Source organism: Vibrio sp. YT-17 (assembly GCF_033337375.1).
Classification (GTDB): Bacteria; Pseudomonadota; Gammaproteobacteria; order Enterobacterales; family Vibrionaceae; genus Vibrio; species Vibrio alginolyticus.
The window spans coordinates 309,419-321,771 of record NZ_JAWOQP010000002.1; the positions used below are offsets into that span (position 1 = coordinate 309,419).

11 protein-coding genes are annotated in these 12,353 nt (G+C 45.5%); 2 read left to right on the forward strand and 9 right to left on the reverse strand.

Annotated elements, in window-relative coordinates:
* Positions 1-137 precede the first annotated feature (137 nt).
* From R7F67_RS03410 to R7F67_RS03450, 9 genes are all read right to left on the reverse strand, one after another.
* On the reverse strand, positions 138-1,286 hold the full coding sequence (locus R7F67_RS03410) for an AI-2E family transporter (RefSeq protein WP_054576588.1): 1,149 nt from the start codon (positions 1,284-1,286) through the stop codon (positions 138-140).
* The gene (locus R7F67_RS03415) at positions 1,279-1,965 is read right to left on the reverse strand and encodes a potassium channel family protein (protein WP_005374942.1); all 687 of its coding nucleotides are present in this window, start codon (positions 1,963-1,965) and stop codon (positions 1,279-1,281) included. The genes R7F67_RS03410 and R7F67_RS03415 overlap by 8 nt, the downstream gene beginning before the upstream one ends.
* A gap of 16 nt (positions 1,966-1,981) precedes the next feature.
* Positions 1,982-2,872 (reverse strand): HlyD family secretion protein, encoded by an 891-nt coding sequence (locus tag R7F67_RS03420; protein ID WP_318056959.1) that lies wholly within the window; start codon positions 2,870-2,872, stop codon positions 1,982-1,984.
* A gap of 12 nt (positions 2,873-2,884) precedes the next feature.
* Positions 2,885-3,088 carry a DUF1656 domain-containing protein gene (locus R7F67_RS03425; protein WP_005374946.1) on the reverse strand — a complete coding sequence of 68 codons (204 nt, stop codon included), beginning with the start codon at positions 3,086-3,088 and terminating at the stop codon, positions 2,885-2,887.
* Positions 3,088-4,731 carry a TolC family protein gene (locus R7F67_RS03430; RefSeq protein WP_031778877.1) on the reverse strand — a complete coding sequence of 548 codons (1,644 nt, stop codon included), beginning with the start codon at positions 4,729-4,731 and terminating at the stop codon, positions 3,088-3,090. The genes R7F67_RS03425 and R7F67_RS03430 overlap by 1 nt, the downstream gene beginning before the upstream one ends.
* 10 nt (positions 4,732-4,741) lie before the next feature.
* Entirely contained in the window at positions 4,742-6,919 is a 2,178-nt protein-coding gene (locus R7F67_RS03435) for an FUSC family protein (protein ID WP_005374950.1), read from the reverse strand.
* Positions 6,920-7,307: 388 nt separating this feature from the next.
* Positions 7,308-8,177: a DMT family transporter gene (locus R7F67_RS03440; RefSeq protein WP_054576591.1), complete on the reverse strand. Its 870-nt coding sequence runs from the start codon at positions 8,175-8,177 to the stop codon at positions 7,308-7,310.
* Positions 8,178-8,318: 141 nt separating this feature from the next.
* On the reverse strand, positions 8,319-9,287 hold the full coding sequence (yidZ, locus tag R7F67_RS03445) for an HTH-type transcriptional regulator YidZ (protein ID WP_054576592.1): 969 nt from the start codon (positions 9,285-9,287) through the stop codon (positions 8,319-8,321).
* Entirely contained in the window at positions 9,262-10,452 is a 1,191-nt protein-coding gene (locus R7F67_RS03450) for an MFS transporter (RefSeq protein ID WP_017820546.1), read from the reverse strand. Before R7F67_RS03450 ends, yidZ begins: the two co-directional genes overlap by 26 nt.
* A gap of 132 nt (positions 10,453-10,584) precedes the next feature.
* Between R7F67_RS03450 and R7F67_RS03455 the strand changes: the two genes are divergently transcribed.
* Both R7F67_RS03455 and R7F67_RS03460 read left to right on the forward strand, forming a co-directional pair.
* Positions 10,585-11,055 carry a GNAT family N-acetyltransferase gene (locus tag R7F67_RS03455; protein WP_005499894.1) on the forward strand — a complete coding sequence of 157 codons (471 nt, stop codon included), beginning with the start codon at positions 10,585-10,587 and terminating at the stop codon, positions 11,053-11,055.
* 118 nt (positions 11,056-11,173) lie between these two features.
* A complete protein-coding gene (locus R7F67_RS03460; RefSeq protein ID WP_053303885.1) occupies positions 11,174-12,256 on the forward strand; it encodes a type I restriction endonuclease in 1,083 nt (360 codons plus the stop codon).
* Positions 12,257-12,353: the final 97 nt, after the last annotated feature.

Consider the following 12,353-nt stretch of genomic DNA (forward strand, 5'->3'; position numbering starts at 1 on the left):
ATGAAAATTTAACAAGAACGTCATTTTTATCGCATTTATTACGACGAAACTGTGATCCAAATAGAATCAAACCGCTGAAATGCAGCGGTTTGATATCATAAGTTATAGATTAAATTTCTTTCTAACTTATTGATTTATTAAATACCAGCACCGTGTCCAGGTTCTGATTGGTCATCAGAAGCGTCTTGTTGTTCTGCCATTTCTTCTTGCTGTTGTGCTTTCTCAATGCTCAACCACCAAACAAATAACTCATACCAAATTGCTAGGATAACGGCACCTAAGAACAGACCAACGATGCCGTAGAAAAGCATACCACCGATGGCACCGAGCAGAATCACAGGCATTGGCACGTCGACGCCACGTCCCATTAACATTGGTTTGAACAGGTTTTCAGAAAGAGCCGCAACTACGACCCAAACAGTAAACATGGTTGCTGTTGAGGTGTCTTGGGTCATGTACATGAAGCCAATCACAGGTAGCACTGCGAGCAACGCCGGGAGCTGAGCGATACATAAAATCATTAGAAGCAGTGTGAGTAAACCTGCTGCCGGAACGCCAAATACGAAGAAACCAGCACCGATCAACAGTGCTTGAATCGCCGCTACACCGACTACGCCAAGCAGTACGCTTTTAATTGTCGCAGCGATAAGCGTGGTCCAGCTTTTTGCGTTTTCACCAGCGGTTCGAATCGCGATGGTTCTTAAGCCTGATGCTGCAGATTCAGAGTACGTCATGAAACCTGCTGCAATCGCAAGTGACAAGATTGAAAGCAGTAAACTTCCCAATACGCCCCCCAGTGTACCCAGTAAAGATGTGAGTCCTGCCTTTATTTGTGGCATAAAGGTTTGAATAGCTTGTTCAAGATTAGTAGCGAATAGGGTCCACACTTCGTAGAGCTTATCACCCACGATAGGCCAATCCGCTACGGAAGGTTTTGGCCCTGGTATTTTCACTTGTCCATTTTGTAGTACTTCAAGCGCGTGCGTTGCACCATCCACAATGGAGCCTGATACCATAACAAGTGGCGTGACAAGGAGGGCAATACCAAGTAAAGCAATGGTTGTGGCTGCCAAGCCTCTACGACCACCATATACACGCTGCAATTTTTGGGTAAGCGGCATTAAAGCGACGGCTATAATAGCGCCCCAAATAACCGGAAGGATGAAGGGTTTGATGATGTCGTACGTAAACATCAGCAAGACAAAGATCAAGCCAATGCGTATTGCCGATTCCACCATATTACTGATGAAAATCTTACTGTCGATTTTTACCGATTGTTTATCCATTTTTGTTTACCTGATGATCAATGTTAGAACTGACGAGACTTGAAACAACAATCGCCATATAAAAAACACCTGTGATGGCCTCTAAATACACCACGACTTGAGCCAGTGGTGTTAGAGGACTAATGTCGCCATAACCGAGCGTGGTTAAGGTAACGAAACTGAAATACGCTGCATTGGAGAAGTTCTGCCCCCAAGAAATCGCTTCCATACCGGTAAAGGCTTCAGGCGAAAACTCAAGCAGAATGAGGTAGGCAATCGCCCACATCAGACCAAGCAGCAAGAAAAGCGCGACCGAGCCAATGACTTTGTTGCTGTTGACATGGCCGGTGAAAAGAATCTGTCTTGCGATGGATTTAAAAGTGCCGAAAAAGAACGCAAAGGTGAGGGCAAGCATCACCACATTCATCTCTCTGATGTCGAAAACGGTCTTGATCACAATCACAAGAACCCAAATACCAAACAGGCTGTAGAGGAAACGAGACCAGGTTTTGTCAAAGCGAAGGCTCGCAAAACAGACGATAAACGTCAGAACCGTGAAAGCCTGAAGTATGTGTTCAATCGTCCCTTCACCTACGACTTGTGCCATCGCACTCCCTAGCAACAAAATCACTAGTGCTAAGGTTAGATAGAAGAAGTTGTTTTCTTCATTAATATTTTTGAGGTTTTTACCAATGACCATGGCTCTTCTCACTTAGTTATTGTTCACTTTCTGCGGATGACTCTTTCATCACCATGATGGACGCAGAAAGCCCGAATCGAAGATCAACATCTTCAGGAAGTTCTTGTAGGGAGATTCGCACCGGAATACGTTGTGCTAAGCGAATCCACTGAAAAACAGGGTTTACGTTTGGAAGAAGGTTGTAGCCGACCGTGCCGTCTTTGGGCGCAATACCCCAACCAATCGAGTCAACCGTCGCGTCAATTGGCGTGTCTGGGTGAGACATCAAAGTGACACGCGCTTTGCTGCCAGGTTTGATTTGCGCAAGTTGGTTTTCACGGAAGAAACCAAATACCCAAAAGCTGTTTTTGTCGATCAGTGCGAGCAGTGGTTGGTTTGCGACCGCTTGCGTACCGTTTCTAATATCGAGGTTAGATACAAAACCATCGACGGTCGCATAAACTTTGGTAAAGCTGAGATTAAGGCGTGCTGATTTTAGTTGCTCTTCTGCAGATTTGATTTGCAGTAGCGACTCTTCGTAAGCGATTTCACGACGAATCAGATCCTTGTGAGAAACCGCGCCACGGTCTTTGGCACGAATGTCTTTTAAGCGGTCATATTCGATTTTTTTACCGCGAGAGCTAACAATGGAGCGCTCCAGTGCTACTTCGGCTTGAGATAACGCAACCTGGTAAGTCGCAGGGTCGATTTCAAACAGTAAATCCCCCGTTTTTACTTCTTGGTTGTCTTGCACCGCGACATTTACAATTGGGCCTGATACGCGAGGAGCCACTTTGATGACGTTAGCACGCACTTGCCCATCTCGTGTCCATGGGTTATTAAAGTATTCCTCAAACTTTTGATAGCCGAGCCAAGCTGCGCCACCAAGAATGACAAGATTGAGTGCGATTACTAATAGTTTTTTCATCTTGTTTGGCACCTAAAATTGAATATAAAAGCTGTCGATGGCCACCACATAACCGACCATGATGGCAATAAACGTCAGAGACGGAAAAGCGATGAAGCGAGACAAACGTGTCTTGTTCAATATCATCACCGTTATCCACGTGGCCGTGACGGCGAGAAAGAGCACGAGTAGCGTAGGAGAAAAGTAAACGTCTCCCCAAGAGAGTTCATGAGGCATTACCGATCCTCCGTTTTGTTTTCATCACTGGTCTCAGCCGGAGTTTCGAGTCGCAAAGGCGGCAATACGCGGTTTTCTTCATTTAAATAACCATCCCAGTCAGTTCGTTCTGTCATTTGCTTGGCAATAGATTCACTGATGAAAGGCTTGCCTGTTTGGGTTTGCCAGCCTCCACCGAGGGCTTTGTAGAGCGCGACAACTTGGTTCGCAACATTACCTTTGATCGTTGCGTAGCTGTCTTCTGCGCGGGTCATTTTTTCTACCGAGTTAAGCAGACGTTCGAATGAAATTTGTCCGTTTTCGTACTGTGTCATGGATATGTTGAACGCACGAATGGAAGAGTTGACCGATTGCAAGCGTAAATCTTTTTGCTGCAAATACAGGTCATATGCTTCGATTGCATTGGTGACTTCATTAACGGCTTGCAGTACCTTTTTGTTGTAGTTCGTCAGCGTTTCTTGGAAGCGAGCATCTTCGAAACGAATGTTATTTTTCACGCGTCCGTATTGGAAAATGTTCCAACTGAACGTTGGGCCAACCACCATGGTGAGCGAATCGCTAAAACTGAAACTGCTGCCATCGGGAACCGTACTGTCGATACCGATGGAACCGAACAACGAAAAGCTTGGGTACAGAGCGGTTTCTGCCACGCCAATCTGCGCACTTTGCGCGCGAGCTTGCATCTCAGAGACTTGCAAATCCGGACGTCGCATCACTAAGTTAGCATCCACTTGCGTATCCAAAAGCGGTGGACGTGGCACAATGGAGCGCTCGTCGGTGCCCGATAGCGCCGATTTTCTGCCCGTTGATTTGAACTGGGCTTCGTACTCAGCGATTTGCTTGTGCATCCCATCCGACTGTAGCAGTCCATCTACTTCTTCTGGTAACAGACCCAGTAGCAAAGCCAACACAGTACGTGATTGCTTCATTGCCACTTCGAGGCTCGGTAGCGCTGCTTTGGTGGTGTAGAGTTGGTTTTTAGCTTGTTGAACGTCCAATTCTGTAACGTTGCCAGAGTCGAACTGCACCTGTGTAATGCGGACGACACGCTCTTGAATCTCGATATTGCGGCGAGACAGCAAAATACGTTCTTGGAATGTGCGATAGTTGATGTAATTGCGTGCCACTTCGGCGGTTATGGTGACCATGATGTCGTGATACGATGCGATGGATGCGTAGTAACCCGCTTCTGCCGACTCAATACCGCGAGCATACTTGCCCCAAACATCCATTTCCCAAGCAGCATCAAACGACAAAGTGGCGTTATTCACGCCCTGATCATTTACGTAGGCACGCGCTAGGTTTCCTGACACGGTTTGAACTTGTGGGTATTGCAAGCCAGTCGAAATACCAAGCAATGAACGTGCTTGGACAATTCGTAGCCCTGCGGCTTCTAAATCGAGGTTTTGTTTGCTCGCCAACTCAACCAGCTGATTAAGAGTCGAGTCATTAAATTGCTGCCACCATTGTTGTAGCTGTTGCTCTGATTGCTGCGTATCTTTGGCTGCTTTTTGCACCGACCAGTCACTTGGCAGTGGCGCCTGCTTTGGATGAACATAATCTGGTCCTACCGTGGTACACGCACTGAGTCCGAGCAAAGAAAGTATGGCGAGGCTTGGTTTGGTTAGTTTTGGAAGCATCATATCCCCACCTTTAAAAACGCTTCTGTTGTAAGTTCACCCAATCGATATCCTCGTAGGTTTGCTTGCAATGCTTGATTGCTTCGAACACGTTCCGTTTTAAATTCAGCAAGATATAAAAACCGGCTATCTCTGAATAAGCGTAGTCAGATAAATCCAACTCACTAAAAAAATCTTCCAGTTTATCTTCGAATGTTTGGTAATCTTGACTGTATTGGTCGAATACGGAGTCGAGTTCTTGTGTTGCTTGATGGCTGGCTAAAGCGCCCGCCATCAAAGGAATGATGGAATCGCGGTGCTGTTGGCGAAGCTGAGTAATTAGTGGATTGGTCATCAACTTTTTCTCGGCGGCCATTAAGATGTTGATGTGATTACTGAGTACATCACACGCTTTGCTAAACGCGCCAATCGCTTCTGGCGTGGTTTTATCAAAGTGTTTGTGGTTGATTTTCGAACCCCAGACTTTGAGCTTTTTCGATGAGACATTGAGCGTCACCAAGTGTAAGGCCCGTTTGAGCGGCGTAATAACCGAGCTAGACTGCTGTTGATAGGTAGTGAACAGCTCTCGGGTATGTCGGAAGTAGCGTTCTTTTATGGTCAAAAAGAGGTGTTCTGGTCGTGAGCTAAACGGGAAGTAGTGCGCGAAAATAATCATGAACACCACCATGTAGAACAACAGCATGATCGTCATGAGGATCCCGAAGTGATAAAACATGTTGTTGTCTAAACCGAGAACAAACAAGCCAATCATATAGAAAATCGTCACTGGCCCGTTAAACAGATAAAAACCGATAAAGGTGTAGATAAAGATAAACAGGCCAAGTTCTAATCCGAGATCCAATTGCGGAAGGATGAAGACGTAAGAAGGTACCGCGAACAAGAAGCCGAAAGTGAACAGCACAAGCAACAAAATTGGGTGCACAGGCACGAACGACAGCAAAGACATAAACATGGTCGAGAAGACCACGAACGAGTAGCCGCCTGGTGGATTGAAATAAATCCAAATCAGTCCTGCAACCCAATAGGTAACAAAGGTTTTGACCGCAGTTTTAAAGTTTTCTGCGTCCCACCATAGAAACTTGCCTTTCGGTTTCGGCAGTGGCACGTCAAAGGAGACATTGTTCGTCACAGAGTCAATGCAGCTAATGCTCTCCGCTAAACGCGACAAGTTTTGATGCATCAGTTCCAATAGGTGACCAAGCGTAAGCGCAGAGCCTTTCTCTAGGTGAGCTGCATCTTCAAGCAACGCTTGGTTGTATTCGACTTTGAACTCCTGAGCACGATAAGCGGGCTCTTTTTCGTCCCAGACTTGTTGGCAGGTATCAAATAGCGCGTCAATTTCCGCCACGGCTTGATCAAAGTTGCTGATGCTTTCACGGTCTTGCTGGTGGCTAAAGTGGCTGTGCGCCGCGACGGTCAATTGTTGCGTTACTTGCTTGTTCAAATGAACCGCCAAGCGCCACTCTTTCATGTAGGCCGACACGTCACTGCATTCCACACTGACCGTGGCAAAACGCTGTTCGAGCGCATTTTGAGCGGCAAACATCTGTTCGATGAGAGTGTCCACGCTAGGAGGTTGTGGCTCTTCCGCTTCTGGATTTTCTTCTCCACCTTCTTGAGGAGAGATTTGCCCTGCCGATTTTTGCTCGAAATTTTGCAAGATAGCGGTGAACAACGCGCGTTGTGCTTGGTTGAGTTGTTCGATGAGCTGTCTTAGGTTTTGTTCTGTTTTGGTCGGGAATAAGAAAGTCCCCACGAGTGTGTAAACCACCACCCCAAACACCGTCATATAGGCGCGGTCAACGCCATAAAGAAACGCACCTTCTGCGTCACCGCCATTGGACATCATCAACGTCATCACGCCGGTCAGCATGAGTAGCGTTGGATCTTTTTGATAGGCATTACGGAAGTAAAAAATGAATGAGACCACAACCGACACGCTCAACATGTACAGCAAGCGGTCTTGAGCAAATAATCCCACCAGTAACAAGCCAACGACGGCGCCAACCAACGTACCGAACACGCGTAAGGTACCTTTGGCGAGGGATTCACGACGACTGCCTGTGGATGCAATCAGCATCACTGTGGTTGCGGCCGTCGATGCTTGCGGCCAACCCATGGCAAACGGGATCAGATAAGCCAGAGTCAGGCTAAGCGATACTTTAATAGCGAATTTTATTTTGTCGTTCATAGTGTCAAAGTTTGCTCAGGCTTATCGTTATAAGTTGATGAATTTCTTATATGAATAATCAGAATCTTGTTCTGAATAAATTCGGGGGGCGGAATATAGCGGGTGAAAAAGTGTGCTTTGTAAACCCTTTGTCAAAACAAAAAGTGCGTATTTGGCTTGATCTCGTGCTAGCCCTTGGCGTTATTGGTGAAACGCCTAAAACGAGCAAATTCGCGATCTGTGATGATTCTCACTTTTGAAACAAAATCGCTGCATTGTGTGAGCCAATTCTCACCTTATATTCTTCGCCTGGTACCAAAGCAGACCACTTGTACGATCTGCAATGAGCTTTGCTGCTTTAAAAAGCATAGATGATGAATGGGTACTTGAGAGGGAAAGTTATTACTTTTTATCGGCTTGCCGATTGTTCGTTTGTTTTTTTGGATCGAGATAAAAAAACCAAAGCGATCCCACCAAGAATGATGCCGCTGGTTAAAAGAGTATGCAGTGAAAGAGGCTCGTGGAGTACGATGCTGCCGAGTAGTAAAGCAATGGCTGGCACGGAAAGTTGGCTGACGGCGGCTTGAAGTAAAGAGAGCTTACGTACGACTTGGTACCAAAGTGTATAACCAAGGCCAGAGGCAATGGCACCAGATGCGATAGCGAGCAACACTCCGCTCCAAGAAAGGTGGATTGAGGACAAGATTAATGGCGAAAGGAGCACGCCAATTATTGATGCAGCGATGAATCCCCACGTGATGCCACTACTTGGAGAAGGCGCTTGTTTACCGAGCGCAGTAAACGCAGCCCAACAAACGCCAGAAATCAACATAAGAAGTGCAGAGCTAATATCGGGGCGAGTGGCAGATGGCAACATCAACCAAACAAAGCCAACAATCGAAAGGCCGATACCGATGATTTCGAGAAACTGAAAGCGCTCACCTTGCCACCAATAGATTGCCAGTAACGTCAGTTGCACGGCACCAAACAAAAGCAAAGCACCGGTTCCTGTCGCCAGTTGTAAGTACGCGAAAGAGAAAAGGGCAGCGTAACCAAATAACGCCACGCCAGCAAAAAAGCGAAAGCGAGAAGTTGGCCGATCGGTTTTCCACTGGCCTCTCACGACAAGCATTGCGATTAAGGTAATCGCGCCAGATATCAATCGAACGAGCGTGAAGCTTCCTGCATCAATTAACCCTTCTGCCAAGGCAATTCGACACAATAATGAATTGGCAGCGAACGCCAGCATTGCAATGGCAGTGAGTAAAAAGGTCGACATCCTTGATCCTTAGCGTGTAAATGAACAGCTAGTGTAGATCCAAAAGAACATTTTTATTAGTTGATAAAGTGATTAGTTATAGCTATCAGAGCAAGAAAGTCATTAAAAATAACCAGAGAAAACCTGACCTTAGCCTGAGTCTTACTGTGGTTGGGAAGGTTGTTTGTACAATGACTTAATGGTGTTTTTCAACCATAGCAATTTGGGATTGTACGCATTGCGTTTATGCCAAATCATGGTAAATGGAATCAGTAACTTGTCTTGTTGAGCTTGGTCTAATGGAATTGGCAAGCACACTAAATCGAGATGCAGCTTTTCTGTGTAACTTTTGCAATAGTGCGGCGCGGTGGTGATCATGTCATGCGTCGGCTGCGCTGCCATAAAAAGGGATTGCTCAAAGTTGGACATCGTCAGCCCGATAGAGCGCTGTAGCCCTAGTTCCGCTAATACTTCATCCAACGCCCAAGTTTCACTTTTTTCCCAAACAATATTGATGTGTTGGTAGCTCAGAAAGGTCTCGAGATTCCACTCTTGCTGTAATGCCGGATGATCTTTATGTAAATACACCATCGGCAGGTCAAAAAATAGAATCTCAAAATCCAAGAAATACGGCAGAAGATCCAACGACTCTTTCGATCTCGGGTGACTTTCTCGGCCGGTAAAACCGATATCCGCCTCGCCTCGAATGATGGCGTCGAGTGAATCGTAATCCCAGTTACTGGTTTTTACTTTCGCTTCAGGGTATCGCTGGTGGATAGCGACGATGAGTCTGTCCAGCACTGTGAGCACTAATGGCGACTCAATCGTGATATCAAAACGCACTCCTTTAGGCGTAATATCGTTGCGTTTTTCTGCAATCTGGCTGCCAATTTGCAGCCATTCTGCAAGATCTTGCTCCATGCTTTGTGCCAAAGGCGTTGGCGCAAGACCTTTAGGTGTTTTGACAAACAAAGGATCATCGAACCAATGACGAAGTTTGTTGAGCGACTTACTTACGGTAGAGGGCGTAACGTTCAGCTTTTTCGAGGCTTTCGAGACGCTTTGCTCTTGCAACAATAATTGCAGAGTGAACAGTAAGTTTAAATCAAGTCGCGCTAGGGATTTCTTCATAATGGGTATCGTGAACAGGCTTTGGAATCAATAGTATTAGAGCAAGGCTGATTACGCTACCTAGCACTAAGATAAACACCAACATATTCAGTGCAGTAACGCCGATGAAACCCATAAACCAAATATAGAACGCGGAACTACAAACTTGAGCAATGCCCAGTAACGAGCTCGCCACGCCAGCTTGTTGAGAGAATGGGCTGAGCGCTTGGCTCATGGCCACGCCAAAGCCACAAGCGAAGCCTGCGCAAATCAGCCCAAGTCCGAACACATAGTAAAAAGGTTGTCCATCATGGAAATGGGCTGCACTGAGCACGATGGCTGAACAAACGAGCAATACTTGAGAGCTCATCATTAAGGTTCGCTGCTTGAAAATCCCCAATGCCAATGGCGCCGAGAACGAAATCAACATACTGATCGTCGCAGTCCCCGCCATGATGGAAGAATAGCCACCGCGATCAAAACCAAGCATACTCATCACAACAATTGGTGAAGCGTTAACAAAGGTCAGGATGGTGGTCACTCCCAGTGCAGTAATGATCAGCCTACTGATAAAAAATCGCTCGAAGAAAGTCTCTTGATGGCTCTCTGGCGTTGTCTGTTCTTCACCTTGTTGGCTGGGTAGTGATTCCTTGAGAACAAAAATGGCCAATACACTGACGAGAATGCCCATTCCTGCCATCGTGGTAAACAAACTCGGCCAAGGAAATTTCAGCATAATCAAGTGACCAATCACGGGTGCGATCACTGGAATGATACAGGTGATGCCATTGAGCATCGACAATACTTTCGCGCGGCGTTCATCGTTTAACGTGTCGCGTAAAATCGCGAATGCGACGACATAGCAAGATCCAGCCCCGATGCCTTGGCAAAAGCGAGCAATCAAGAAAGTGTTTGGTTGCTCAGCCATCCCGCCGAGAAAAGACGCGAGCACGAAGATCATCGCGCCGACGACGGCAACAGGCTTTCGTCCCACAGAGTCTGCAATTTTCCCCGCGAATAACATGGTGGTAGCCATGCCAGCTAAATAGATCGAAAACGCAATATGCAACTGAGATTCACTGGCGTTGAGATCTGACGCAATTTGAGGCAAACCAACAAGATACAAATCAATGGCAGTAGGGTAGAGTAAAACGAGTGCAAAACTACAAAGTAAAAAACGGGACATGGAAACCTCTCTATCGAATGGCGAGGATAATAGAGTGCTAAACGTTTGCCTGCGAGTGGGAAATACGACACTAGGTATTTCTATTTACGACATACCCTGTATGAATTGAGCATAAAAACAACAAGGAAGATTATGATTACTATTGAAAAGTATTCGCCTGAGCGACATGAACAAACTTGCGAACTTAGCGTTCTAGAAGAGCAATCGCAGTTTACGGTCGCGGATGTGGGTGAAATGCTTACACGTCTTGAACCCACAGAGCTTCCGCATCTGATTTTGGCAGACGATGACGTGGTTGGCTTTTTTCTATTTGATGCTGCTTACAGCGAGAAATACGATTTTTGCCCGAAAAACAGTTTAGGCGTACGTGCTTTGCTGGTGGATCACCGTCATCAAGGCAAAGGCATCGCCAAGCAAGCCATTCAACAGTTTGCCGATTTCGCCAAACGCCATTATCCCGAGTTTGATGCGCTTTATCTCACTGTGAATTGCCGCAACATACCCGCTTATCAGTGCTATTTAAAATCAGGGTTTGAAGATACCAATGAGCTTTACCACGGCGGCCCCGTTGGACCGCAGCACATTATGAGACAGCCGCTTTAAGTTCGCTGTTGGGTGAGTGTTTGCATATGGCATTCAAACTTTTAACTACACAACATTTTAAGATACCAGTGTCATATATACTTTAAGTGTTTAAATGAACAATATGATGGAGTGTCTTATGGATTTTATAGAACGAGTTCAAGCTCTTTCCAAAAAAATTCCCCAAGTATCAGCGAGTTTAGCTACAGAAGAAGCAACAAAAAACGCATTAGTAATGCCATTTTTGCACTCTGTATTAGGTTATGATGTCTTTAATCCAAATGAGGTTATCCCTGAGTTTACTGCTGACATTGCTACGAAGAAGGGAGAAAAAGTAGATTACGCACTCATTAAAGATGGGGTTGTACAAATTCTTATCGAGTGTAAAAAATTTGGTGAGCCATTGGCCACTAAACATGCTAATCAATTGTTTCGGTATTTTTCAGTAACCAATGCTCGTATTGCGATTTTAACTAATGGATCTGAATATCAGTTTTTTACGGACTTAGACGCTCCAAATAAAATGGATGAAAAGCCGTTTTTGACTTTGGATCTTGCCAATCTTGATGAGCACGTAATTCCCGAAGTGAAAAAGCTTACCAAGTCTTCTTTTGATGTTGAGTCTGTAGTTGATGCTGCCGGTGAGCTCAAGTACCTCAATCAAATTAAAAAAGCACTTCATGAACAGTTTCAGAACCCTGAAGAGGAGTTTGTAAAATTCTTTACTTCAAAAGTGTACGATGGCGTCCAAACCGCAAAAGTCAAAGCACAGTTCATGGATATTACAACGAAGGCTCTAAAACAATTCTTGAACGACAGCATTAATGCTCGATTGAAATCTGCAATTGGTGGAGATGATAAAGCACCGATCAAGGTAGACGATAGCGTTAACACCTTTGAAGAATCCGTCGAACCTGCTCAAGATAAGCCCAAAGTTCAAACGACAGATGAAGAGATCGAGGGTTTTAATGTAGTTAAGGCGATATTGCGACAACAAGTTGATGTACAGCGAGTGTGCGCCCGTGACACGCAAAGTTATTTTGGTATCCTGCTTGATGACAACAATCGGAAGCCATTATGTCGCCTTTGGTTCAATACCAAACAAAAGTACATTGGCCTCTTTGATGAAGCTAAAACAGAAACCCGCCATCCAATCGACTCGATTGACGATATTTTCAAATTTAGTGAACAGTTACAAAGTACGCCAGAACTTTACGAATAGGCTTACATAGAAATGCAAATGAAGCTCCAACACATGATGTTTTGATATCTGTGCTGGGGCTTTTCTATTATTCAATCGCCTTAGTTTTGTACAAACC